Origin of the sequence: Cytobacillus sp. FSL H8-0458, from assembly GCF_038002165.1 — a bacterium.
Classification (GTDB): Bacteria; Bacillota; Bacilli; order Bacillales; family Cytobacillaceae; genus Cytobacillus.
Genome location: NZ_JBBOBR010000001.1, coordinates 3966630 through 3990958, shown reverse-complemented (window position 1 = coordinate 3990958; position 24329 = coordinate 3966630). Strand labels below are relative to the sequence as shown.

23 protein-coding genes, 1 riboswitch and 1 other annotated feature are annotated in these 24329 nt (G+C 44.8%); of the genes, 17 read left to right on the top strand and 6 right to left on the bottom strand.

What is annotated here, in order from left to right; translation table 11 throughout:
* Window positions 1–3 precede the first annotated feature (3 nt).
* The 3 genes from NYE23_RS20020 to NYE23_RS20010 all read right to left on the bottom strand — a co-directional run bounded on the left by NYE23_RS20020 (window position 4) and on the right by NYE23_RS20010 (window position 3689).
* Window positions 4–1689 carry a mechanosensitive ion channel gene (locus tag NYE23_RS20020; protein WP_341080261.1) on the bottom strand — a complete coding sequence of 562 codons (1686 nt, stop codon included), beginning with the start codon at window positions 1687–1689 and terminating at the stop codon, window positions 4–6.
* Between the two features lie 531 nt (window positions 1690–2220).
* Window positions 2221–3114: an EamA family transporter gene (locus tag NYE23_RS20015; protein WP_341080260.1), complete on the bottom strand. Its 894-nt coding sequence runs from the start codon at window positions 3112–3114 to the stop codon at window positions 2221–2223.
* Window positions 3115–3251: 137 nt separating this feature from the next.
* Window positions 3252–3689: a Dps family protein gene (locus NYE23_RS20010; RefSeq protein WP_341080259.1), complete on the bottom strand. Its 438-nt coding sequence runs from the start codon at window positions 3687–3689 to the stop codon at window positions 3252–3254.
* A gap of 174 nt (window positions 3690–3863) precedes the next feature.
* On the opposite strand from NYE23_RS20010, the gene NYE23_RS20005 reads away from it, so the two are divergent.
* Complete coding sequence (locus tag NYE23_RS20005; protein ID WP_341080257.1) at window positions 3864–4745, top strand: sulfite exporter TauE/SafE family protein; 882 nt, start codon at window positions 3864–3866, stop codon at window positions 4743–4745.
* Window positions 4746–4757: 12 nt separating this feature from the next.
* Here NYE23_RS20005 and argS read toward each other — a convergent pair whose 3' ends face one another.
* Window positions 4758–6443, bottom strand: a complete 1686-nt coding sequence (gene argS, locus NYE23_RS20000) for an arginine--tRNA ligase (protein WP_341080819.1) — start codon at window positions 6441–6443, stop codon at window positions 4758–4760.
* Window positions 6444–6491: 48 nt separating this feature from the next.
* Window positions 6492–6748 (bottom strand) — a binding site (T-box leader).
* Between the two features lie 30 nt (window positions 6749–6778).
* On the bottom strand, window positions 6779–7963 hold the full coding sequence (locus NYE23_RS19995; protein ID WP_341080255.1) for an FtsW/RodA/SpoVE family cell cycle protein: 1185 nt from the start codon (window positions 7961–7963) through the stop codon (window positions 6779–6781).
* 297 nt (window positions 7964–8260) lie between these two features.
* Between NYE23_RS19995 and NYE23_RS19990 the strand changes: the two genes are divergently transcribed.
* From NYE23_RS19990 to NYE23_RS19920, 15 genes are all read left to right on the top strand, one after another.
* Entirely contained in the window at window positions 8261–9037 is a 777-nt protein-coding gene (locus NYE23_RS19990; protein WP_341080254.1) for a hypothetical protein, read from the top strand.
* 81 nt (window positions 9038–9118) lie between these two features.
* Window positions 9119–9323: riboswitch (cobalamin riboswitch) on the top strand.
* Between the two features lie 166 nt (window positions 9324–9489).
* Entirely contained in the window at window positions 9490–10464 is a 975-nt protein-coding gene (locus NYE23_RS19985; protein ID WP_341080253.1) for an ABC transporter substrate-binding protein, read from the top strand.
* Window positions 10430–11482: a FecCD family ABC transporter permease gene (locus tag NYE23_RS19980; protein WP_341080251.1), complete on the top strand. Its 1053-nt coding sequence runs from the start codon at window positions 10430–10432 to the stop codon at window positions 11480–11482. Before NYE23_RS19985 ends, NYE23_RS19980 begins: the two co-directional genes overlap by 35 nt.
* A 129-nt stretch (window positions 11483–11611) precedes the next feature.
* On the top strand, window positions 11612–13084 hold the full coding sequence (locus NYE23_RS19975) for an adenosylcobinamide amidohydrolase (protein ID WP_341080249.1): 1473 nt from the start codon (window positions 11612–11614) through the stop codon (window positions 13082–13084).
* On the top strand, window positions 13081–14046 hold the full coding sequence (gene cbiB, locus NYE23_RS19970; RefSeq protein ID WP_341080245.1) for an adenosylcobinamide-phosphate synthase CbiB: 966 nt from the start codon (window positions 13081–13083) through the stop codon (window positions 14044–14046). The genes NYE23_RS19975 and cbiB overlap by 4 nt, the downstream gene beginning before the upstream one ends.
* Window positions 14021–15097 carry a threonine-phosphate decarboxylase CobD gene (gene cobD, locus NYE23_RS19965; protein ID WP_341080244.1) on the top strand — a complete coding sequence of 359 codons (1077 nt, stop codon included), beginning with the start codon at window positions 14021–14023 and terminating at the stop codon, window positions 15095–15097. Before cbiB ends, cobD begins: the two co-directional genes overlap by 26 nt.
* The gene (locus NYE23_RS19960; protein ID WP_341080242.1) at window positions 15079–15654 is read left to right on the top strand and encodes a bifunctional adenosylcobinamide kinase/adenosylcobinamide-phosphate guanylyltransferase; all 576 of its coding nucleotides are present in this window, start codon (window positions 15079–15081) and stop codon (window positions 15652–15654) included. The genes cobD and NYE23_RS19960 overlap by 19 nt, the downstream gene beginning before the upstream one ends.
* Window positions 15651–17174: a cobyric acid synthase gene (locus NYE23_RS19955; RefSeq protein ID WP_341080241.1), complete on the top strand. Its 1524-nt coding sequence runs from the start codon at window positions 15651–15653 to the stop codon at window positions 17172–17174. The genes NYE23_RS19960 and NYE23_RS19955 overlap by 4 nt, the downstream gene beginning before the upstream one ends.
* On the top strand, window positions 17161–17952 hold the full coding sequence (gene cobS, locus NYE23_RS19950; RefSeq protein WP_341080240.1) for an adenosylcobinamide-GDP ribazoletransferase: 792 nt from the start codon (window positions 17161–17163) through the stop codon (window positions 17950–17952). The genes NYE23_RS19955 and cobS overlap by 14 nt, the downstream gene beginning before the upstream one ends.
* A complete protein-coding gene (locus NYE23_RS19945) occupies window positions 17910–18527 on the top strand; it encodes a histidine phosphatase family protein (protein ID WP_341080239.1) in 618 nt (205 codons plus the stop codon). Before cobS ends, NYE23_RS19945 begins: the two co-directional genes overlap by 43 nt.
* Window positions 18479–18904: a bifunctional adenosylcobinamide kinase/adenosylcobinamide-phosphate guanylyltransferase gene (locus NYE23_RS19940; RefSeq protein ID WP_341080237.1), complete on the top strand. Its 426-nt coding sequence runs from the start codon at window positions 18479–18481 to the stop codon at window positions 18902–18904. The genes NYE23_RS19945 and NYE23_RS19940 overlap by 49 nt, the downstream gene beginning before the upstream one ends.
* Before the next feature lie 15 nt (window positions 18905–18919).
* A complete protein-coding gene (locus tag NYE23_RS19935; RefSeq protein WP_076262977.1) occupies window positions 18920–19504 on the top strand; it encodes a cob(I)yrinic acid a,c-diamide adenosyltransferase in 585 nt (194 codons plus the stop codon).
* Window positions 19504–19998 carry an ECF transporter S component gene (locus tag NYE23_RS19930; RefSeq protein ID WP_341080234.1) on the top strand — a complete coding sequence of 165 codons (495 nt, stop codon included), beginning with the start codon at window positions 19504–19506 and terminating at the stop codon, window positions 19996–19998. Before NYE23_RS19935 ends, NYE23_RS19930 begins: the two co-directional genes overlap by 1 nt.
* A complete protein-coding gene (locus tag NYE23_RS19925; protein WP_341080232.1) occupies window positions 19995–20714 on the top strand; it encodes an ATP-binding protein in 720 nt (239 codons plus the stop codon). Before NYE23_RS19930 ends, NYE23_RS19925 begins: the two co-directional genes overlap by 4 nt.
* 124 nt (window positions 20715–20838) lie before the next feature.
* On the top strand, window positions 20839–21222 hold the full coding sequence (locus tag NYE23_RS19920) for a VOC family protein (protein ID WP_341080230.1): 384 nt from the start codon (window positions 20839–20841) through the stop codon (window positions 21220–21222).
* Window positions 21223–21565: 343 nt separating this feature from the next.
* On the opposite strand, the gene NYE23_RS19915 is transcribed toward NYE23_RS19920, so the two are convergent.
* Window positions 21566–22756, bottom strand: a complete 1191-nt coding sequence (locus tag NYE23_RS19915) for a dicarboxylate/amino acid:cation symporter (RefSeq protein WP_341080229.1) — start codon at window positions 22754–22756, stop codon at window positions 21566–21568.
* Window positions 22757–23174: 418 nt separating this feature from the next.
* On the opposite strand from NYE23_RS19915, the gene NYE23_RS19910 reads away from it, so the two are divergent.
* Window positions 23175–24251 (top strand): D-alanine--D-alanine ligase, encoded by a 1077-nt coding sequence (locus tag NYE23_RS19910; RefSeq protein ID WP_341080228.1) that lies wholly within the window; start codon window positions 23175–23177, stop codon window positions 24249–24251.
* The last annotated feature ends 78 nt before the right edge of the window (window positions 24252–24329 follow it).

Genomic DNA, 24329 nt, shown 5'->3' with positions numbered 1-24329 from the left:
CTATTATTTCAACGGCCCATTGTTTTCATTCATCCGGTTATTGCGCGGATTTAACGGGTCATTTGCCGGATTCATAGATGGATCCGGACTTGTTGGGTTAAACGGTTTATCAACAGTGCTAGTGGCGTTGTCTGGTTTCATTTCAGGCATGACTTCTTTCATCACTGCTTTCGTATCGGCATCTTTATTAATGGTTGTTTCTTCAATTTTACGATCAAGCTTTTGAAGATACTTGGCAGCAAAGTCTTTCCCTCCCAGACCAAATGATAAGCCGAACGCCAGTGCAAGTGCACCAAGCGTTAGAATGAACGCAGCATTGACAATGGAAGCAGCAAGACCAAGCTGATCAAGTGCCATAAAGATTGAAATCGCGATAATGGCTGCCTGAGCGACGTTGGCTAGGAATTTATAATGCGGTCCTTGAAGAACTGTGCTCAGCAATTTCTTAACCAGGCTGCCCAGCCACAAACCTACACCAAGAATGACAAGAGCTGCAATCACATGAGGCAGGTAGGCAATTACACCTGTCGCTAATGTAACCAGGAAGTCGAGGCCAAGGATATTAAGAGCCTGCACCACAAACAGCAGGACGATAATCACTTCTGCGATATAGCCAATTACCTGGGAGAAGCTTAAACCATTGCCTGCTGCAGCAGACTTGTTTAATCCCATACCGGAGAAGTAAGAATTTAATCCAATGCGTTCGAGTATACTGGAGACGAATTTGCGGACCCATTTTCCGAGCCAAACTCCAATCAGCACGAAGAATATAGCTACAGCAATATTCGGGAGCATCGTCAGGACATCATTCAGCATGGCAATGGCAGGTGCAGAAATGCCTTCAATATCCAATCGCTCGAGAGCGGCGATGACGGTTGGAATTAGAATAAGCACAAACACGACTGAGCCAATCACAGATGCCAGGCTTGTCCCTTCAAACAATCGGTTTAAGCCAAGTCTGGCAGTCAGTTTTTCACTTCCAACAGCCTGCAGGAAATTCGTTACAATATCGCGGACGATTTTTGCAACAAACCAGCCGACAAATAATATCAGAGCTGCTGCAAGAAGCTTAGGCAAAAAGGCCAGGATACTTTCAAGCATGCCGGTGAACGGTCCGGCGATTCCATTCAGGTTTAGAGCTCCCAATACAGCCGGCAGGAATACCAGCAAGGTTAGGTAGAATACAATTTTAGCCACGTTATCAACAACATTGGCAGGCTGCTCTTTATTGTCTGTTAAATTCCATTTGCTCAGCTTTTCATGAACTTTGAGCGTTCTGCCGCTCTTTCTGATCAGCACGCTGATTCCAGTAGCGATTAGCCATGCGAATAATAGAATTAGAGCTGCTTTTAAAATGCTTGGCACTGCTGCCATTATGGAGGAGAACATACCCACAAGCGGTGCAGCGATAATATCGAGGTCCAATATATTGAAGAACAGGATAAACACAAAGACTAAAAGCAGATAGTAGATAATCTTGCTGATTATTTTCTCAGATGAATATTTTCTATTTGCTTTATCAGGGAATACTCTATCATCAAGGCTGGTTTTGCGCAGGCCTTTTAGAACGGCTTTTTCGATTGCTTTTGCAATAATCCAGCCAACTAATAATACTAATACCGCTAGTAATAAATCAGGCAGTTTGGCCAAAAGATAATCAAATCCGCCCCAGTACCGATTATTGTCCAATATTGTCACTCCTTAAAAGAATTTGTAGAATTGCATACTTTCATATACCCAAACCTTATTGGGGTAAACAGCTTCATTAACAAGTTTTTAAGGAGGCTGGTGTCCTGAGAAGAAGAAAGCGGCGGGGATGGATACAACCATGAGTAGACTCGGACACAAAAAGCTAAATCCGGTGAACAGAGTCGGAACCCAGACCAACTTCGGACACAGAAAGGAGAAAAGAGCCAGTCAGAGTCTGAACCCGGTCCAACTTCGGACACAAAGTGGAGAAAAGAGCCAGTCAGAGTCTTAACCTGGTGCAACTCCGGACACAAAGTGGAGAAAAGAGCCAGTCAGAGTCTGAACTCGGTCCAACTTCGGACACAAAGTGGAGAAAAGAGCCAGTCAGAGTCGGAACCCAGCTGCACCAGCAATAAACACCCGCAAAACACCAGCCTGCAAAAAAAAGACCTTGGAATGAGTTCCAAAGTCTCTTTGGGCAAGCAGATCGCCGGCTCAGGCGGTGCCCAGCGAATCCAGCCATAAAAAATCCTACGTGCTCAAACGATTCTTTGCTGCTTTCTTAAATGAGAACTGCGGTATGCTGATTCCGATCAGGATCAGGACAATCCCGAAAGTCTGGGCTTCTGATATTCTTTCGCCAAGAATCAGCATAGCGGCAGCAACAGCTGCCGGAAGTTCGGCAGAGCCTACAATCGTGGCAAGCCCTGAATCTAAGTGGGGTGAACCGATTGCAAAGAATACAATAGGGAAAATGGCGCCGAACAATGCCATCAGCAGTCCGAATTTCCATAGGCCCTCAAGCTGAACGCCGCCGCTTATTAAGACGGGGCCAGAAACAGCTGCAACCAGAAGAAGTCCGCCAAATGTGATGAAGATGCTCCTCTGGATGGTTGGAATTCCTTTGCCTGCCTTGCCGCTTGCAAAAATGAACACGGCAAATGTAACCGCAGATAATAAGCCATAAATCAGGCCATCTGCTTGAATAGCATGGGACCCGGAATTAATCAGGTTGCTTGCAAATACCGTTCCTATAATAAGCAGGATCGAAGAAATGACTTTTGCTTTGCTGGGCATCTTTCTTTCATATAGTGCTTCAAAAAGAATTCCAATCCAGGTGAACTGAAATAATAGAACAACAGCGATGGAGGCCGGGTTCCGGTCAAGGCTCATTCCATACAGAATGCCGGTTAAGCTTAGGGAGGCGCCGGTCAATAACAAAGCTGCCGCTTGTTTAAGGGTGATTTTCGTTCTTTTGATAAATGGGAAAGAAAGCAATAATAAAAGGAGCCCAATTAAATATTGGCTTCCGGTCAGTTCGGGAACAGAGTGGCCAGCCTGAAGCCCTAGTTTAACAATCGATGCAAGAATGCCATAACTGCATGCGCCCAGAAAAATAAATAATGAATATTTTAAGTTTGCCATTAGGGAGACTCCTTTCTGAAAATAAATGAAGCAATCAGGTCAATCATAACACCTTAGAGTGTCCAAAGGGCAAAAAATTTTTCAGCACAAAAATAAGAGCCAGTGATCATTCTCACTGACTCTCTTGCCAAAATCGATTATTCTCCTAAGTAGGCTTGCAGCATCCAAATATGCGTATCCAATTTTTCCATTAACCCGATGGCGAAGTCGGCTGTCACTTGATCTTCCTGTTCTTCGGCAAGCTGGGCTAATGAGATTAATTGTTCCTTAATATGTTTATAATCCGAAGCAAGAGCGGCAACCATGTCTTCTGCTTTCTTTTCCCCATTAGATTCTTCTAGAGTCGTAATGCTTAGAAAATCCTTTAAGCTTGCTGCTGGTGAACCGCCGATTGCAAGCAGGCGTTCCGCTGCCTCATCAACAACTTCCGCTGCTTCATTATATAATTCTTCGAACTTTTCATGAAGGGTAAAGAAAAGAGGGCCTTTTACAAACCAGTGGTAGCGGTGCAATTTCGTATAAAGGACACTCCAGTCAGCGATTTGTACGTTTAATGCATCATATAATTTTTCCATCTTAATTCCCCCTAAGTAATTTATATACTTATTATAACAGATATTAAATTATAATCAATACTTATTTATAATTATTATAAATAAGTAAATTAAAATCCACAGTATAACTGTGGCCAATTATGGTAAAGTGATATAGTACCGATTAATAGCAGAGACAGTTAGTGAGGAATATAAATGGAATATGTTTTCTTTATTACTCTCGGGGCGCTTATTAGTGTGCTCTCGGGTTTTTTTGGGGTAGGCGGGGGATTCATTCTTACTCCAACGCTTATGCTTTTTGGTTTTTCTCCAGTAGAAGCGATCACCACGAGTTTGCTGTTTTCGATTGGAACGTCCCTTTCTGGCATCTCCGCTCATATCAGGCTGAAGAATATAAAGCTTAAGCAGGGGCTGATACTTGGATTAAGCGGAATGGCAGCTACTCAGGCCGCACATCCATTTGTTCTGTTTCTTGAGAATAAAGGCTGGGACACGTGGGCCGTGCCTGTTTTTTATATCATATTGCTGTCTTATTTTGCTTTGAGCATGCTGAAAAGAAGGGAAAAGTCAGCCAATGCTGTTCACTCTTCTGAACATTTGCCTTCCATTTTGAAGATGTTGCTGATTGGATTTTTTGCAGGATTTGTTTCTACAACATTAGGGGTGGGCGGCGGTTTTATTATGGTGCCTTTATCGGTCGCCTATTTAGGGATGATGCCGAAAAATGCGGTAGGGACCAGCTTGTTTGCTGTCATGTTAATCGTATCTGCAGGCTTCCTGTCCTACGTTTCCACAGTCAGCATTGATTATTGGATTGGCCTTTCACTCGTAGGAGGAGGCCTCATTGGCTCACAGTTTGGTGCGAAACTTACCTCCTATTTTGAGAACGAAGAGATCACTTATATGCTCGGAGCCTTATATATGGCGACAGTGGCAAGTGTGATTCTGAAATTAATACATTTGAATTATACCGGGTTAGTGCTGATGGCCATTTTTGTCGGCGGATTTCTGGTAAGAAGCCTTGTGAAAATGCAGAAAGCAAAAGCCCGGACAAAGGCAAAAAGGGAGAGGCCATAACGGCTTCTCCTTTTACATTTGACGGGGCACCTTCATGCCGAGTGTCTGCATGCCATCTGTAAGAACAATGGTGACTGCTTTGACAAGGGCAAGTCTTGCCTGGATGCCGGCATCTTTCTCCAGTATTCTTACCTGCCCGTAATATTTATTGAAGGCCTGGGCCACATCAATCAGATATTTAGCGAGAACGGAAGGGGAAAGCTGCCTATAAGATTGTCTGATTTTCTCAGGATATTGATGGAGCAGCTTAATAATTTCCCAGCTGTAAGGATCGGATAGCCCGCTTGCGGCAGATGGGAGATCGTCTGCCTTACGGAGCAGGGAATAGGCCCGGGCATTGGTATATTGCAGATAGGGACCTGTTTCTCCTTCAAATGTCAGCATATCTTCAAGGGAAAATTCAATATTGTTCATGCGGTCATTTTTCAGATCATGGAACAATATGGCTCCGATGCCGACTGCTTCAGCGACTTCATCTTTATTTTCCAGGCCGGGATTTTTAGCCTCGATGCTGTTCTTTGCGAGAAGAACTGCTTCATCCAGAACCTCCTCCAGGAGGATGACTCTGCCTTTTCTGGTAGACATCTTTTTTCCATCTTTTAAATAGAGGCCGAACGGGACATGTTTCATACTGTCTGCCCACTCATAGCCCATCTTTTTGATCACGCTTTTGACCTGCCTGAAATGGATGCTTTGTTCCTGGCCGACAATATATAGGGAGTGATCAAATTGATAGTTTTCCCTTCTGTAAAAAGCTGCAGCCAGATCCCGTGTTGCATAAAGAGTCGCTCCGTCGGATTTCTTGATCAGGCATGGAGGCAGGTCTTCATCCGGAAGCTCAACGACCTCTGCACCATCTGATTCAGCCAGCAGATCTTTTGCCATCAGCTCCTCTATGACGGGTTTCATTTTATCGTTATAAAAAGCTTCGCCATTGTATGAGTCGAAATGAATGCCAAGCCTGTCATAAACCCGCTGAAATTCTTTCAATGATTCATCTCTAAACCAATTCCAGAGTGCCTGTGCTTCTTTATTTCCGTTTTCAAGCTCTTTGAACCAGGAACGCGCCTCGTCTTCAAGGGATGGATCTGCCTCTGCTTCTTTATGGAACTGTATATAAAGACTGAGCAGCTCCCTGATCGGATGTTCATTCACTTTATCCGGATTGCCCCACTTTTTATAAGCGGTGATCAGCTTGCCGAATTGTGTGCCCCAGTCGCCTAAGTGGTTGATTCTGACCGCTGTATAACCGCATTTTTCAGCGAGGTTTCCGAGGGCATTTCCAATGACGGTTGACCGCAGATGACCCATGGAAAAGGGCTTTGCGATGTTGGGCGAAGAGAAATCAAGCACGGCTGTTTTGCCTGCAGCATCCTTCAGCAGTCCAAATTCTTTTCCTTCTTTCAGGATTTTTTCCATTATGTCTGCACCAGCAGTTCCTTTGGAAAAAAAGATATTAATGTAGGGCCCAACAGCTTCCACTTTTTCAATGTACGCACCTTTTATCTGGAAAGCAGCCTCTTCAGCAATGGAGGCAGGTGATTTTCGGAATGCTTTTGCCAGTGTAAAACAGGGAAAAGCAAGATCGCCATATGCCGGATTCTTTGGCGTTTCAATTAAGGCTGAAATTGCTTCCTCAGAAAGCTGCCCATTCAGCACAGAAGCCAGCTGATCTGTAAATATCGCTTTAAAATCAATCATTTTAAACACACCTCCCTGAAAATAAAAAAGCCCGCCTCTATATAAAATAGAGACGAGCTGAAATCTTCCCGCGGTACCACTCTGATTGTCCAAAGGACCTCTTGCGAAAGGACGTTTCAAATTATTTGAACACATTCCTTTAGGGGTTTGGTAACGGGACTCCTTACCCGGCACAGCCTACTTTTTTTCAGCTGTGCATCTCCGAAGTGCGCTTCACAAAAAGGATTTCCGACAGGCTTGCACCGACCCTGTCTCGCTTTTAGGAAAGAGCCCTTTGCTACTTTCTTCATCATAGACACTAAATATATTACTGTTATTATACGCGGTTGGGATTATTTTGCAACATAATTTGAATCGGTTGAAAACATATAGGTTCTGTGATGGTAGCGAATGCTGAATATCAGTCCCATTGCCATCATGTTTCCCATAAGTGAACTTCCGCCGTAGCTGATAAACGGCAGCGGAATGCCGGTGATTGGAAGGACCTGAATGGTCATTCCAATATTTTGGAATACATGGAAGGTGATCATGCTGATGACCCCTACGCAAATATAGGTATTAAAAGGATCAGTCGTCTCAAGGCCGGTTTTCGTTAAGTGATAGATAAGCAGAAAGAAAAGGCTGATTACCACACTGGCGCCGAAGAAGCCATATTCCTCGCCGATGACGCTAAAGATAAAATCAGTGTGGGCATCCGGCACATATACCTGCCTGTCGGTAAAGCCTTTACCGGAAATTAAACCCGAGCCGATAGCGAGCATGGAATTATACAGCTGCATACCGGCCCCCTGCTTGTGATTGACCGGGTCAAGCCAGGAATAAATTCTGCTGAACTGATAGGGATCGATCCCAAGGTATTTCTCTAAAATCTCCGGTGCTATGATCACCAGGTATAGAACGGTTCCTGCTAAAGCACCGAGGATTCCATAAATCGGAACAAGGATTTTCCAGGTGATTCCGGATACCAGGATGATTCCTGCTAATATCGCGATGATGACAAGAGCGGTACCCAGGTCTTCTATAATAATCAATCCTAATGGAGGCAATGTGGCCGCACCTAGTTTGATTAGGAGAAAAAAGTCCGTGCCGGCTGACTTAGCCTGATACTTCAGATGGTGATCAGCGATGATTTTGCTGAGGGCAATAATAAGGAACACCTTTACAAATTCTGAAGGCTGCACCGATCCGAGTCCGGGAATGATATACCACAATGTAGCCCCTTTGCGCTCTGGTGCGATGCTTTCCGGTGCAATGAATAGCCCGACAAGCAACAGGATGCCTAAACCGTACAGCAGCCATGTGAGTCTTCGGATTTGCTCGCTGTCAAAATACATGACAATCCCTACAATGACGGCACCAACAATATAATTTTTAATTTGTGAGACAACAAAATTCCCTTCATATTGATTGGAGGATTGTCCGCTGTAAATCGCAATGCAGCTGATGAGAAAAAACAGCAGCAGAAGAAAGCATAACGTCCAATCGAATCGGTCTGAGAATCTATTATTCTGGTTCATTATATGCACCTGGTTTCTTTACCTTTTTACATTTTTATCCTATCAGAGAAAAATTAACCTAACAATAGAGAAAGAGATTTCATTAGTTAGACGAGAAAATCACGATGATGGTTTCCTGTATTTTCAAAAAAACGGGTTTAAATTTTTTTCTCATCGGCAAAGATATTTTCAGATATTTTTGCTACAATAAGAGAATAAAATATTGGAAGTTTGGCAGGCAGTTTCATAAGAAGCTGTCTTTTTATCAATTAAGGCTATGAAAATACTACTGTGGGTAACGGTTCGGAGGTTTCGTCATTGAAAAGAAGGAATCAAGCTATTCGTGATCTCATCTACATCCATCTTAATGAACAGGATCAGTATGTGATGACTTATGGAATTGAGTTTGCAGAGTTTGCCCAAACTCTATCAGATTCTATTAATAACTTGCTGCTGTTAAAGCACCGTTATGAACATGGGGACTTTAATAGCCACACGATGTTCGATTATGTGTCGAGGGACAAGCTGGGCAGGCTGGTTGAGGATGATGTATACGGCTATGGCGATTTTTGCTGGATCGACTTCGAGGAAGAGGAAGCGGTGAATGAGCTTCCCGGCCAGACAATCGCGGAGCTTCTTTATCTCGGCCATATCAAAGAGCATCTTAAGCTCCCTTTTTACAATTATCTGAGCAACCGCTATGTGTACCTTGCCCATGATGATGGCTGGTTTAACCGCACATATTATCGCGATCTGAACGATTTTTACCGTATGCTTGGGGAAGTGATCCCCGGTAAAATGGGACAGATGAAGGTGGAAAAAACGCTCCTTGGCATTAAAAAGAAAAAGACGTATCCTCCAATCACCAGAGATGTCCTGCTTTCATTAAAGCCCCTTATGAAAGAAGGAGCGGTCCTTTCCATTAAGGATATTGAACAGAATCGGATCCGGATCGAAATTCCTATTTGGATTATTGGTGATTTTGCGAATATGGATGATATGTATGATGAGTACGAAGCCATAGCGAAAGAGCCATGTGAGGCGAAGATTGTGTTCGATAAGAAAACAAGGGAATGGAAAATATACTCGCGTTAGAATTCTGAACTTTTTTACAACATTCAGCAATTTTCTGTTACTTTTTCTGCGGGATGGTGTATAATCGGAAATAGAAAATTTTATATCCGCAATAGAACAGGTGTCTTCTCAAAAGGGCTTTAAAGCAAGCTCTTTTGAAGACTTAATAGGGAAGCTGGTGAAATTCCAGCGCGGTCCCGCCACTGTAAATGGAAGCTGTCTGCAAATCCACTGTACATACAAGTATGGGAAGGAGCAGAATGCATTGACCATGAGCCAGGAGACCTGCCTGATTCTTAAGCACCCATTAACCTACGAGGATAGGGAGGTGTTTGGTCCGGCCATCTAATCTGCATTTATTGTAAATGACCATACCAACATCTCCTTGCCGTTCGAGGAGATGTTTTTTTATTTTAAACGGTGGTGACAGGCACCACCCGAATTTTGTCGAAAGTAATGGAGGATTGCTTAGTATGAAGAAATTTTATGCATTTTTATTAACTATGCTGCTTGCTGCAGGAGTGCTTGCAGGCTGCGGCGAGAGTGCTGAACAGCCAAAAGAAGAGAAAAAAGTTGAGGAAGGGCAGAATGCCGGCGGGGAAGAGGCTGCTTTTCCTGTTACGATAAAGGATGCCCTTGATAATGAAATCGTTATCGAATCCAAGCCAGAAAGAATCGTTTCCATGATTCCAAGCAACACAGAAATTGCTTTTGAATTGGGGCTTGGAGAAGAGGTAGTCGGAGTCTCCGATTTTGATAACTACCCGCCCGAAGCCACAGAAAAAGAAAAGATTGGCGGCATGGAATTTAATGTCGAGAAAATTATTTCTTTAAACCCGGATCTTGTCCTTGCTCACGCGTCGAGCGCACATAATTCCGAAGCAGGCCTTCAGCAATTAAGGGATGCAGGCGTGACCGTCCTTGTTGTCAATGATGCGAAGAGCTTTGACCAGGTTTTTGAATCCATTGTAATGGTTGGAACCGCAGCAGGGGAGAAAGATAAAGCAGAGCAGCTCATTTCAGATATGAAGAGCAAGCTTGAGGAAATTAAGACAAAAGCTCAGGATATAAAAGAAGAAGACCGCAAATCGGTATTCGTGGAAGTTTCACCAGCTCCTGAAATCTATACAGCTGGTGCAGAAACCTTTATGGACGAAATGCTAAGTGCGATTAATGCAGAAAATATCATTACGGAAGAAGGATGGCCGAAAATGGATCCGGAAGCGATTATCGAACGGAATCCGGATGTAATCATCACAACTCATGGCTATTACACTGAAGATGCTGCTGGCGATGTAATGAAAAGGGATGGCTGGCAGGATATAACAGCAGTGAAAAATAAGCAGGTTGCCGATGTTGATTCCGATATGGTAACCCGCTCTGGCCCTCGTATTATTGAAGGAGTCGAGGAACTTGCAAAAGCAGTATATCCGGACGTATTTAAATAATAAATTTCTGGCTTATCTAACAGCAGCAGCTTTCCTGTTCTGTGCTATGCTGATGGGGATTTCAATTGGTACAGTGTCTGTTCACCCCATCACTATTATCAGAGTAATAAGCGCTGAGATTTTCCCTTTTATTTCATTGGGAAACACGGATGCTATGCATGCAAATATCATTATGAACATTCGCCTGCCGCGCGTTTTGCTGGCTGGCTTAGTAGGGGCGTCTCTTGCAATTGCGGGAGCCGCCTTTCAAGGTTTATTAAGAAACCCGCTGGCAGATCCATATACCATTGGAGTTTCTTCCGGGGCTTCACTCGGTGCTGTTTTAACATTGTTCCTGGGATTATCCATTCCGTTTGCAGGAATGTTTACACTGCCTTTATTCAGCATCTTATTTTCCTTTTTAACCATTTTTGCCGTTCTGCTATTTGCCAGAAAAATTGAAAGATCCATGAAAGTGGAAACGATTATTTTAACGGGCATTATCTTCAGTTCTTTTCTTGGCGCTCTAATTTCTCTGATGATTGCCCTGACCGGTGAGGAGCTTAGACAGATTATTGGATGGCTTCTTGGCAGTGTATCCATGAGAGGCTGGGCGTATATTAACATTATCCTTCCGTTTTTTGTAATTGGTGCCATCCTTCTGTTAGTGAACAGTAAAGAGCTGAATGCTATGAGCTTTGGGGAAGAAAAGGCCCAGCATATAGGGGTGGACGTTCAGAAGAGAAAGATGATGGTTCTGGTAGCTGGCTCCATCTTAACTGGTGCGGCTGTAGCTGTGTCTGGAACGATAGGATTTGTCGGCCTTGTGATCCCTCATCTGACCAGGCTGTTATGGGGGCCGGATCATAGGCACCTATTGCCCTTATCGATTCTTATGGGTGCAGGTTTTCTTATTATTGCCGATCTGGTTTCACGGACGATCATTGCACCTACCGAGCTTCCAATCGGCGTGATTACAGCGATCATTGGTGCACCTGCGTTTGCCATTATTTTAATTAAAAGAAAGAATAAACTTTGAACTTCGATAACTGTCCAGCATAAGTGTCCACCCATTCAAGGGGAAGGCTTCCGCGGATTTTCTTCGCAGGAACAAGCGGTTTCACCTTGTTCCGAAGGCATATCTTAGTTCAGAAAGAAGTGGTTAATCATGCTTAGCGTTAATCAGGTTACTGGCGGATATGCCGGTGCGCCGGTTGTTAAAAATATCAGCTTTGAAGTAGAAAAAGGGGAGCTTTTCGGGATATTGGGGCCGAATGGAAGCGGCAAGACCACGATTCTCAAGATGCTGAGCGGCATTTTGCCTTATAAGTCAGGTGAAATACGGATTAAAGGTAAGAACCTTTCACAGTATACACCCAAAGAACTGGCGAAAATCATTGCTGTTCTGCCCCAGCATTCCTCTCAGGCCTTTTCATATACCGTAAAGGAAACAGTTTCCCTTGGCCGGTATGCTCATCAAAAGGGCTGGTTCCAGAGCTGGTCCGGTAAAGATGAAGAAGCGGTAAAACGGGTTATGGAGCAGACGGGCATCTCCCGATTTCAGGATGATGATATTCAGCAATTATCCGGCGGCGAAAGACAGAGGGTGTTTTTAGCCCAGGCCCTTGCCCAGGAGCCGGAAATTCTATTGCTGGATGAGCCGACGAACCATCTTGATTTATCCTATCAAAAAGAATTGCTAGATCTCCTTTCTGTATGGTCAAAGGACTGCGGACTGACGGTCATTTCCATTTTCCATGATTTGAATCTGGCCGGCCTGTACTGTGACCGCCTATTGCTGCTGGAGAATGGCGAAGTCAATATTAACCATGTTCCTAATGAGGTTTTAAAAGAAGGGCGGATACGGGAGGTTTACAGGACGAAGATCGAGAAGCTGCCGCATCCAAGAGTGGCGGCCCCTCAGATGTTGCTGGTGCCTGAACGCTCAAAGGCGGAAAGCCAATTAGAGAAGCGGATCGATCCAGCCAGCCTGGAGGTAAAGGAAGACTTGCTGGTCCTTCGCTCGCCATTTCCGCTTAAAACCATGTCTTCAGGTGTAACCGGATCGGGGACTGGCTGGAATCGGATTTTTCTTAACCGGCATGTGAGCAAGAATTATGACTGCAGTGATCATCGGGCAGAGATGGCGGAATTTGTCCGGGAAATCGGCTTTGAACCCGGGGAAACTGTGGGGATGATGACCGCTGTATATATTGAGGATTACAGCAGCCAATTTTATGAAGAAGATACATTCTCTGTGTATGTGGTCGTGACAGCTGGTGTCGGCAATGCTGTTGATGCCTCGAAAAGTGAAGAGCATTCTTATCATCTTACTCCAGGTACAATCAATACATGGATTTTCGTTAATGGCCATCTGACAGAGGAAGCCTTTATCCAATCCATTATGACCGCAACCGAGGCCAAGACCAGAGCACTATATGATCAGGAAGTTATAGATGCCGTCACAGGGACGATAGCGACCGGAACATCAACTGACAGTATTTTGATTGCCGCCGCACAGCAGGGAGAAAACCTGGAGTATGCGGGTACCATTACACCGCTTGGCAAAGTGATTGGCAAGGGTGTCTACGAATGTACCGTTGAGGCTATAAAAAAATCGCAAAGCAGGATAAAAAGATGATTTTATATCACCTGTTCGCGCTAACCTTTGCCTGGTTACTGGATAAGCTGATAGGTGATCCGCCAAACTGGCCGCATCCAGTCAGGTGGATGGGTGCCCTGATACATAAACTTGAACAAGCTCTGAATAAAGGCCGCTTTAGAAAATTAAAAGGGAGCCTCATGCTATTGATCGTACTGCTGGCAGCAGGCGGCATCACCTTTTTCATTACCCGGCTCTTCTATGAAATTCATCCGATCGCGGGCATCCTGGCAGAAGGAATTCTTATATTCACAGCCATTGCTCAAAAGAGTTTAAAAGAGGCAGCTCTGGAGGTATATGAGCCTCTGGCAAAAGGTGATATGGAAACAGCAAGAGTAAAGCTTTCTTACATTGTCGGCAGGGATACAGATCGGCTGGATGAACCAGGCATTGTCCGGGCTGCCGTGGAGACAGTGGCGGAAAACACAAGTGATGGCATTACTGCTCCATTATTTTGGGCCCTGATTGGCGGTGCACCGCTGGCTCTTATCTACCGGGCCATTAATACATGTGATTCGATGGTTGGCCATAGAAATGATAGATATATGGATTTTGGATGGGCATCAGCCAAGGTGGATGATATCGCAAACTGGATCCCAAGCCGGCTGACATCGGTTTGCATCATGCTCACACAAAAGCCGGAACATTCTCCATATGGAGAAGCATGGGGAGTTCTATTAAGAGATGCACCAATGCACCCGAGCCCAAATAGCGGCTGGGGCGAAGCAGCTGTTGCAGCCCTTCTGGGAATTCAGCTGGGAGGAATCAATTTTTATAAAGGTGTAATCTCAAACCGTGCAACGATGGGAAAGCCAATGGTGCTGCTTGAAAAAGAACATATCATAAAAACCATTTCGATCATGAACAAGACGGTTTTCTTATTCTTGCTTTTATTATGGACAGGAGGGATGTTCCTTGAATTGGCCTTCACATGGATCTAATCCGCAATATTTATATGAAGCGATGGATAAGCAAATGCCTGAGGAGCGGATTGATTTCAGTGCCAATATCAATCCACTTGGGCCTCCCCATGAATTAAAAGAGAGGTGGGGAAGCCTATTCCAATATATTAGCGACTATCCGGATCCCCACTCTTCCTTATTGAAAAGCAAATTAGCGGCTGCAGAGGGAATAAAAGAATCACAGATTCTGGTCGGAAATGGAGGCGCCGAGCTGATTACCCTGATTGGCCGGATGATAGCCGGAAAAAGGGCGCTGATTATTCAGCCGGCCTTTTCGGAATATGAAGAGGCCTGCCGCGTTAATCAATGTACAGTCTCCTATCATCAGCTGGTGCCCGGCGACTGGGATCTTAATTTGGAAGCGCTATCTGAAAAGCTAAAAGCCGCTGATGTTGTTTTCTTCTGCAACCCAAATAACCCGACAGGTATTTTTTACCCATCTGCCATTGTAGAGGAATTGATTAAGAAGTGTCATATCCATAGCTGCCTCCTTATTATGGATGAAGCTTTTTATGACTTTGCCTGCGACTATCAATCTATCGTTCCTTTCATAGGAAAGGATTCAAATGTTGTGGTGCTGCGCTCCATGACAAAGATGTTTTCGATACCAGGCCTGCGTCTTGGATACATGATGGCAAGTGAGCGGTTAATTGAAAGAGCAAATGCGCTGAAACCGCACTGGAGCGTGAATGCTCTTGCATTAAAAGCAGGTGAATGGTGTCTGGACAGTAAAGAGCATGTCAGGCTGACAAAGAATTTGATCCGGCAGGAGAGGGCTAGGCTTGTTCAATTTTATCAGCAATTGGATTTTGAGATTTCTCCTTCTTCAGTTAATTTCTATTTGTTAAGAGATCCGAGCATTGATGTGCAGCTGCCTCTATTTCGATTTTTGCTTGAAAAAGGAGTTATTCCGAGGCATACAATGAATTTCCCTGGCCTGGAAGGGAAATGGCTACGCTTTGCGATTAAAGGGCCCAAAGACAACGATGTACTGATGGAGGCGATGCAGCAATGGCGGAAGGATCGCTGATTTTTATCACGGGGGGCGTGCGAAGCGGAAAAAGCTCATTTGCGGAGAGGACTGCAGCCGGGCTGGCAGAAAAAACAGACGGAAAGCTTCATTACATTGCTGCCGGAAAAGTATACGATTCCGAGATGAAGGCACGGATTCGGAGGCACCAGAATGACCGGGAAAAGAGCGGCTTGGGCTGGACAACCTGGGAGAAGCCTTCCGCACTTGAAGAGATCTCGGGAAACTTTAGCAATCAGGATATTATTCTATTCGATTGCTTGACCACTCTCTTGAATAATGAGCTTTTTAGAGCGGAGGATGGCTGGCGGACCAGAGAATTCCAGGAAAAACTTTCATCAGATATTCTCAGGGCCATCCATGAAATCCGCCTAAAGTGCAGGTCCTTTATCGTAGTCAGCAATGAAGTCTTGAATGAGCCAATTGGCGAAAACGAATTGGTATTTACATATGCGAGAATATTGGGGATGCTCCACAGGGAAATCGTAAAGATGGCTGATGAAGCCTATCTTGTTGAAGCAGGCATCCCCATACAAATGAAAGGAGAACCGGCATGAAAGGGATCATGATTCAGGGGACTTCATCCGATGCCGGTAAAAGCCTGATTGCTACGGCTCTTTGCCGGGCATTCTCCAATGAAGGTTTCCGCACGGCTCCTTTTAAATCCCAGAATATGTCCAATAATTCATACGTGACAAAGGATGGAAATGAAATCGGCAGGGCACAGGGCATTCAGGCTGAAGCGGCAAGAACTGAAGCTGCTGTCTGGATGAATCCCATCCTCCTTAAGCCTCAATCCGCTCAGAATGCTGAGGTCATTCTCCTGGGAAAAGCAGTCAACTCCCTATCAGGAAGAAGCTATCGGGAATCCTTTTATGAAAAAGGGCTTGAAACCATCAAAGAGGCACTGAGTCTGCTTGATGCTCAATACGAGCTGCTTGTGATCGAAGGAGCTGGCAGCCCTGTTGAAATTAATTTAAAAGATAAAGAGCTTGTGAATATGAAAGTCGCCGAAATGGCGGATGTGCCAGTAATCCTGGTTGCTGATATTGACAGGGGCGGTGTTTTTGCCAGTATTGTTGGAACTCTGGAGCTTTTCACCAAACAGGAAAGACAGCGGGTTGCGGGCATTATCATTAATAAATTCCGCGGAGATATCACGCTGTTTGAGGATGGCATCCGCTGGATCGAGGAAAAGACGGGCGTCCCTGTCCTTGGCGTTCTGCCTTACTTGGAAGACCATATGATCGATGCAGAGGATTCCCTATCCATTCAGGCTGCTGTTCCAAGAGCTGGAGAGGGTATTCTGGATATTGCAGTGCTGCGGCCGCCATTTATTTCAAACTTCAGTGACATCGATCCGTTTTACTATGAAGATGACGTGAACATTAGGTGGGTAAGACATCTATCGGAGGCTGGCTCGCCTGATGCGGTGATCATTCCCGGCACAAAGAGCACGATTCGAGACTTGCGCTATTTCAAGGAAAAAGGTCTGGCGGATTGGATTGTGCGCTATGCTGCCGCTGGAGGTTCAATTGCCGGCATTTGCGGAGGATACCAGATGCTCGGCAGGAGATTAATCGATATGGCGGGTTCTGATACCGGAAATCCTAATGAAAAGGAAAAAGGCTTAAATTTGATACCGGCAGACACCATTTTTCATGAACGTAAGAAGACCGTGCAAGTGAAGGGCAGTCTGCATTCAAGCACGAACCTTCCCGTAAAAGAGATCTTGGATGGATATGAAATCCATTTAGGTGAAACAGTTCTTGAAAATGATTTTGATGGCAATCGCCTTCTGCTGCTTCAAAATGGCGAAGAAGATGGATTTTATGGGAATGATGGCCGTCTGGTAGGGACTTATATGCACCACATCTTCCATAATGATGAATGGAGGGGTGCGTGGCTTAATTCCCTGCGCAAACAAAAAGGCATTCCAAGTAAGGAGCCTGTCCGAATAAAAGCCCTGAAGGATAGGAAATACAACGAACTGGCGGAAAATATGATGCAGCATCTTGATTGGAAAAAATTAAAGGAAATTGTCTTTAGCTGGAGAAAACAGAATGAAATGGCTTAAAGGATTATTGATCAATCTTCAATTTTTCACAAGCATTCCCATTCCGATATCCCTGCCCATGGATAAGCCTCATCTGGAGAAGGCAATCAGAACCTTCCCTATAGCCGGCCTCATCCAGGGTGGGATATATGCATCTATACTCTATGCTTTTCTTGAATGGACTCCTTTTTCTCTATTGGCAGCGGCCTTTGCCGTCTGGCTGGCCGGCATTTTGCTGACTGGCGGGATCCATCTCGATGGGTGGATGGATGCGAGCGATGCGTTCTACTCCTATCGCGATCAGGAGAAGCGGCTTGAAATCATGAGTGATCCCCGGGTGGGCGCGTTCGGGGTGCTGTCTGTTATTGTCCTGCTGGGTGCCCGATTTCTATTTATCTATGAAATTGTGCTTTTATCAAATCCATCTTCCTATTTTTTAATCGCGGTGATTCCATTTTTAAGCAAGATGGTAATGGGGGTATTGCTGATAAACGTTAAGGCAGCCAAAAAAGAAGGGCTGGGCTCATTATTTCAGCAGGCTGCTTCTAAAACCACCCTGTCTATTTACCCTGTCTTCCTTCTGGGGATCGCGGCAGCTGCGTGGCTGGCTGGTTACCCGGCTATTGTTGGGTTTCTTTTCATGGTTCTTTTTTCAATATTGTTATTCGCATTCTTATCTAGGAAAGTCATTGCCTGGTTTGGCGGAATGACAGGGGATGTACTTGGGGCCAGTGTGGAAGGGACGGAGGTGCTTTTATGGATGATACTGTGGCTGTTGCATTATTTCGTCATGGGCTGACAGAAGCCAATAAGTCCCATGCTTATCTGGGCTGGACAGATTCTCCTCTGTGTCCGGCATACTTGGATAACCTTTCCGCGGCAGCTCAAGGCTACAGAAGAGTTTTTGCAAGTGATTTAGGCAGATGTATGAAGACCGCAGCAATTCTTTTCCCGGATCATTCTATTGAATCTTGTCCCGAATGGAGAGAAATGCATTTTGGCGAGTGGGAAGGCAGGACATATCAAGAGCTGAAGGATAACCCTGCATATCAAAAATGGCTGGAAGACCCTTTCTCAGGAGTGCTGCCTGGAGGGGAATCTTTTGCAGCATTTACAGCAAGAGTGGATAAAGGGTGGCAAAATTTAACCGATCAATTGCTTCGGAAAGATATTCGTGATGCTGCTGTTATTACACATGGCGGAGTCATAAGGTACCTTCTTGGAAAGTATGCACCGGAGCAAAAGGAATTCTGGGAATGGCAGGTTCCGTTTGGAAGAGGCTATGAGCTTAAATGGACACGGAAAGCGTTTAGGAGGGGAGAACGATGCACTTCATTACAGGAGGCAGGTTTAACGGGAAATCCGAATGGGTGAAGGGATTTTATCAATTGGATGATACTCCCCATAAATGGATATCAGCTTATCATGGTGAGTCGGCCGGCGATCTGGATCGAAACCTGATTGTCTTTGAGGGAATTGAGCTAATGATTCGGGAGTGGTCACAAGCACTGGAGTTTGAAGAGATTCGGGAAAAGTGGCAGGAGAGGCTGGAAAAGTGGCTCCAATGGGAAAAAGCAGAGGTTAACCGGAAAGTTGTTCTAATCGGATCTGATATTTCAAAAGGGATTGTTCCGATGGAGGCGCTTGACCGAAAGTGGCGGGATGCTTCAGGATGGGCCTTTCAGGATGCCGCTGCTGCTGCAGATAGAGTCGATTTGATTTGGTATGGCATCAATCAAAAAATAAAATGAAATGGGGAATTGCTGATGAAACTTTATACACGAACTGGCGATGAGGGAAAAACAAGCATTATCGGGGGCAGAGTGGAGAAGGATGATGTAAGGGTTGAAGCATACGGAACAGTGGATGAAGTCAACTGTTTTGTCGGGCAGGCTATGACACAACTGGATCCGGCCATTTTTCAGGATGTCCTGGAGGATCTGGAGAAGATTCAGCATGAGCTTTTTGACTGTGGCGGCGACCTTGCAAATGTTACGAAAAAGCGGGAGCTTAAATTAACGAAGGATTCTGTTGATTATTTGGAGACTAAGATTGATAGATTGATTGAAGAAGCGCCAAAGCTTGAAAGGTTTATTCTGCCTGGGGGAGCACCTGCATCTGCATCCATTCATATTGCCAGGACAGTAACCCGGAGAGCGGAGCGTCTTGTGGTCTCACTAAAAAAAGCGGATCCGGAAACCTCCGCAGTGGCACTGAAATTCCTGAATCGCTTATCTGATTACTTTTTTGCCCTGGCAAGAGTGATTAATTTCCGTCTGAACCAGAAGGATGTGGAATATGTGCGCAGTGCGAATGTATTCCGTGAAGGAAAGCGCAAGGAGGATAAGTAATGAAAAGCATGCGACTGGGCATGGCCGCCATGCTGATTGCACTGACAGCAATCGGTGCAGCGATTAAAGTTCCTGCCGTTATCGGAAGCGTAGCACTGGATGCATTTCCTGCATTGCTCGCAGCCGTGCTGCTTGGCGGCTATGGCGGAGCGGCCGTTGCTGCCATCGGGCATCTGCTGTCAGCATTATTGGGCGGCTTGCCTTTAGGTCCCCTACATCTCCTGATTGCTGTTGAAATGGCATTTCTAGCCTTTGTTTTCAGCTCATTGTACCAGAGAGGCCGCTACTTTCTGGCAGGAATTCTTTTTGTGCTCGGCAATGCCTTTGCAGCCCCGCTTCCGTTTATCTTTTTAATGGGTCAAGCCTTTTACCTGGCGATTGTGCCTTCCCTTTTTATAGGTTCTGTGATTAATGCTGTTATTGCTTATATAGCGATTCCAAGACTTGTCAAGCTTGTGGGCCCGGCTATGACCAAAGCGGGTGCTGAGCAGTGAGGGATGTCCTGAATTTCCCTTTTAATGCTGAAGAAACCATTGTGGTAGCCAGTGATAACAGCGGAGCAATCGGCGAGAAAGAGCAGGATGCTGTCCAGGTTCCTTACGAGACCGTTTCGTACTATTCCTTCCGTGTCGCTGTCATGGAATGCTTGTCATCAGGTGCTCAGCCATTTGCTGCTGCCATTCAGAATTTCTGCGGAGATGATGCCTGGGACCAGCTTATACGGGGCATTAAAAAGGGGGCTGATGAATTAGGCCTTACGGAACTGCAAATAACGGGCAGTACAGAAAGCAACTTTAACCTGCTTCAATCTGCGGTAGGCTTATCTGTACTTGGCAAAAGGAAGGGAGAGTTTCCCGCTGATACCCTAACGTATACAGATGATACAAGGATAGCGGTGATCGGTTTCCCTTTGGTTGGCCAGGAGCTGATTGAGAGGGAGGCGGAGGCAGCACCCTTGAAACTTTTTAAAATCATCAACTCCATTGAAGAAATTAAGACGCTTCCTATAGGTTCAAAGGGCATTCTGAACGAGCTGAACGGGCTGTTCTCCAATAGGAAGTTTGAGGTTGAGAATCTTGAATCAGAATTGGACCTGGAAAAATCAGCAGGTCCATCCACTTGCTTTATCGCGGTATTTCCTGAGAAGAAATCGGAAGAGATCAGGAAGATGGCAGGCTGTTATTTTCATTTATTGAATATAAAATTATGAAAAAAGCTGCTCAATTTCTTTCTAATTACTGCACCTTTTAAAAATGATTCCAGAGTCTAAAAGGAGAAAATACCTCCTATATTGAAATCATATCATGTAAAGAAACTTTGAAGAGGTGAACGTAATGGAATTGAAGCTGGGTTATGTCATTTTATATGCGGAGAGCCTGGAAAGAACGAAGCATTTTTATGGTGAATTGCTGGGCCTGAAGCTGAGAAATGAATTTGGAACTTACATCGAGTATGATACAGGCAGCACCATTCTTTCCTTCAATACGAGAGAAGGCGGACGGGAAGTCACCGGGCTGCCGATACCGGATGGAGTGAGGAAGGAGCAGACATTCGAGCTGGGCTTTGTCACGGAAGAGGTAGAAGCGGCTGTTGAAAAGCTGAAGGCTGCAGGAGTGCCTGTCCTGCTCGAGCCTGTTGAAAAGCCTTGGGGGCAGAAAGTGGCATACGTGCAAGATCCGGATGGGCATTATATTGAGATTTGTTCGCCTATCGGATAATAGATGACTCTGTTTCAGGGTCATTTTTTTTGTGTGTGCCAGGCATGGCAACTATCTAGGTGGTGAAAGTCCACTACACAGGCGCATGTCTGGGATGACTCAGGTGTCGCTGCGATAGATAAATAGTGCTGAAACCTCGAGATCATGGAACTTTAGTCCGCCTGACTGGATTAAACGCATCAAGCTCGAATTTGATTAACCGTTTAGGGGTTCACCGTAAAGACGGCGCAAACCTATCGGGCCATTAAACAATTGTAATTCACTGCCACAGTCTGCTTGGACTGTGGCGTTTTTTGTCATTGAAAATAAAAAAAGATGCCCCAACAGGGACATCTTTTTTCAATCAGCCAGCTTTCACAGCCGTTTGAGGCTTGAGCTTCTTCTCTTTGCCGCTTGCCTTATCAGACAACAGGGTCAATGCACCGTCACCAGTTACATTGCACGCAGTTCCGAAGCTATCCTGGGCAAGGTATAGGGCAATCATTAGCGCAAGCATGGTTTCGTTGAATCCGAGCATGCTTTCAAGCAGACCCAATGCGGCCATGACAGCTCCTCCAGGTACACCTGGAGCCGCGATCATTGTGATTCCAAGCATTAATATGAATGGCAGGATTTCTGCAAATGATGTGGTTTGACCCTGCAGCATCATTACGGCGATCGCACAGCTCACAATGGTTATTGTGCTTCCGGAAAGATGAATCGTTGCCAGTAATGGTACAGAGAAATCCGCAACTTTTTCGCGTGCACCAAGCTTTTTAACCTGTTTAAGCGTTACAGGAATCGTGGATGCGGATGACTGGGTTCCAAGCGCCGTAAAGTAAGCAGGCATCATATTTTTCATAAGTCTTAGCGGATTGGCTTTCATCAGGCTGCCTGCCGCTGAATATTGAAGCAGTAAAAATAAAAGATGAAGAGCAATAATCATGACAAATACTTTAGCAAATACAGAAATAATGGCGCCAACCTGTCCGCCCTGCGTCATATTGGCGAAGATCCCGAAAATATGGACGGGAAGCAAAGGAATAATGACCTTTTCAATAAGTTTTTCAATAATATCACGGAAATCATTCATCGCATTTTGCAGAGTGTTCCCTTTAATCGCAGCCAATCCCAGACCTAGAGTGAATGAAATCAGCAGTGCCGTCATGACACCCATTACCGGAGGCATGTCCACCTGGAAAAAGGGTGAAAGCAAAGCATCCTCAGGATTCTCAAACTCTTTGAAGCTTTGGTTTTTTAATAGGACAGGATATAACACTGTCGCAGAAAAATAGGCGACTAAACCGGCAGTTATCGTAGAAGCATAAGCAAAACCGGTTGTAATCCCAAGCAGTTTCCCTGCGCCTTTCCCCATGCTGCCGATTCCTGGCGCTATGAATCCGATAATAATTAACGGAATCGCGAAACCAAGAAAGTTTCCGAACAGACCATTAAAAGTAGCAAATAGCTGAATAAGCCATTGGGGAGAAAAAGAACCTATTAAAATACCCAATGCAATAGCTGCAATAATTCTGGGAAGCAAACCGAACTTCATGTTTTTTGTCCTCCTAAAGAATACAATTGTTTTTGATAGGAGGATTATATCCTGTTTTGCTGTAAAAGTTAATAGCTAAAACTTTTGTTTTAATAATAAAAAAACTCTGATTATTACTAGTAGATTAAGGGTATTGCACTATGGAAGGCAGGTAAACGTTTTCCTGAAATAATTAATCCCAGAAAAGGAAATTATTTTGTTGAAGTTTCCTTTTTCAGTGCTCTGTCATACATATAGAAATATGGGCGTATGTGCAGAAAAAAATTCCTGAAGAATTGAACAGGTAATCACTCCCTATCTTAAATGTGAAAGTGTTACAATATAGAGTAGCTTGAATGAACATATAAATCAGCTTAAGAAAAACAAAAGCGGCATTAGAAGCCGGTTAGTCCATGATTGAATATTGGAGGTTCTTTTTATGAAAACAAAGGTTGGCCTTTTATACGGCGGGAAATCTGCAGAGCATAAAGTTTCTATGCAGACTGCAATGGCTGTCATTAAAGCATTGGATTTAGAGAAATTTGAAATTCATCCTATTTATATATCTGAAGAAGGCCGATGGGTGAAGGGGCCTCAATTGCAAGGTCCTGTTTCCAATGTAAAAGAGCTGGAATTCTCCCAGGGGGAAGCACTTCCTCCAACAGCGTTGGCACCGACCCTTTTCCAGGATGCTCAGGAGAAAGGCCCATTTGATGTCATCTTCCCGCTGCTTCACGGTCCGAACGGGGAAGACGGCACAGTTCAGGGGCTGCTTGAGCTCTTAAACCTGCCATATGTGGGGAATGGAGTATTGGCTTCATCAGCGGGCATGGATAAGGTCATCATGAAGAATATATTTGCACAGGCAGGCCTGCCGCAGGTGAAGTATGTCTGGTTTATTCGCAGTGAGTGGGAAAATGAAACAGAGGCAGCGTATGAAAAAGTGGAAAAAGAACTCGGCTACCCGTGTTTCGTAAAACCGGCCAACCTGGGTTCCAGTGTGGGCATCAGCAAGTGCATGAACCGCTCAGAGCTTGAGGGAGCATTTAAAGAAGCTTTCCAATTTGACCGTAAAATCATTATCGAAGAAGGTGTCACTGCAAGAGAAATTGAAGCTGGCGTGCTGGGCAATGATAATCCGGAATGCTCTGTTGCCGGTGAAATTGTGCCGAAGGTTGAATTCTATGACTATAAAGCGAAATATGAGGATGGAGACACAGCATTAATCATTCCTGCTGAAATTTCCGAAAATGAGTACAATGAACTGAGGGACATGGCCATTAAGGCATTTAAAGCCCTTGACTGTTCAGGTCTTGTCCGGGCTGATTTCTTCTTAACAAGAGAGGGTAAGCTATACATTAATGAAGTCAATACCATGCCGGGCTTTACACCTTTCAGCATGTTCCCGCTTCTGTGGAAGCATACGGGAGTGGAATATCCTCAGCTGATTGAAAAGCTTGTCAATCTGGCCATCGAACGTCATGCTGAGAAACAAAGCATCAAACACACCATGTAAAAGGGCATAACTGTTAAAGGAAACACGGCATTTTTGTCGTGTTCCTTTTGTTCATACATAATTGGCAAAATCAGGATT

Coding starts and splice junctions, on each gene's coding strand:
- NYE23_RS20015 (WP_341080260.1), bottom strand. CDS start 3,114: ATGGCAAACTTAAAATATTCATTATTTATTTTTCTGGGCGCATGCAGT.
- NYE23_RS20010 (WP_341080259.1), bottom strand. CDS start 3,689: ATGGAAAAATTATATGATGCATTAAACGTACAAATCGCTGACTGGAGT.
- NYE23_RS20005 (WP_341080257.1), top strand. CDS start 3,864: ATGGAATATGTTTTCTTTATTACTCTCGGGGCGCTTATTAGTGTGCTC.
- NYE23_RS19995 (WP_341080255.1), bottom strand. CDS start 7,963: ATGAACCAGAATAATAGATTCTCAGACCGATTCGATTGGACGTTATGC.
- NYE23_RS19985 (WP_341080253.1), top strand. CDS start 9,490: ATGAAGAAATTTTATGCATTTTTATTAACTATGCTGCTTGCTGCAGGA.
- NYE23_RS19975 (WP_341080249.1), top strand. CDS start 11,612: ATGCTTAGCGTTAATCAGGTTACTGGCGGATATGCCGGTGCGCCGGTT.
- cbiB (WP_341080245.1), top strand. CDS start 13,081: ATGATTTTATATCACCTGTTCGCGCTAACCTTTGCCTGGTTACTGGAT.
- NYE23_RS19960 (WP_341080242.1), top strand. CDS start 15,079: ATGGCGGAAGGATCGCTGATTTTTATCACGGGGGGCGTGCGAAGCGGA.
- NYE23_RS19955 (WP_341080241.1), top strand. CDS start 15,651: ATGAAAGGGATCATGATTCAGGGGACTTCATCCGATGCCGGTAAAAGC.
- cobS (WP_341080240.1), top strand. CDS start 17,161: ATGAAATGGCTTAAAGGATTATTGATCAATCTTCAATTTTTCACAAGC.
- NYE23_RS19945 (WP_341080239.1), top strand. CDS start 17,910: ATGGATGATACTGTGGCTGTTGCATTATTTCGTCATGGGCTGACAGAA.
- NYE23_RS19940 (WP_341080237.1), top strand. CDS start 18,479: ATGCACTTCATTACAGGAGGCAGGTTTAACGGGAAATCCGAATGGGTG.
- NYE23_RS19935 (WP_076262977.1), top strand. CDS start 18,920: ATGAAACTTTATACACGAACTGGCGATGAGGGAAAAACAAGCATTATC.
- NYE23_RS19930 (WP_341080234.1), top strand. CDS start 19,504: ATGAAAAGCATGCGACTGGGCATGGCCGCCATGCTGATTGCACTGACA.
- NYE23_RS19920 (WP_341080230.1), top strand. CDS start 20,839: ATGGAATTGAAGCTGGGTTATGTCATTTTATATGCGGAGAGCCTGGAA.
- NYE23_RS19915 (WP_341080229.1), bottom strand. CDS start 22,756: ATGAAGTTCGGTTTGCTTCCCAGAATTATTGCAGCTATTGCATTGGGT.
- NYE23_RS19910 (WP_341080228.1), top strand. CDS start 23,175: ATGAAAACAAAGGTTGGCCTTTTATACGGCGGGAAATCTGCAGAGCAT.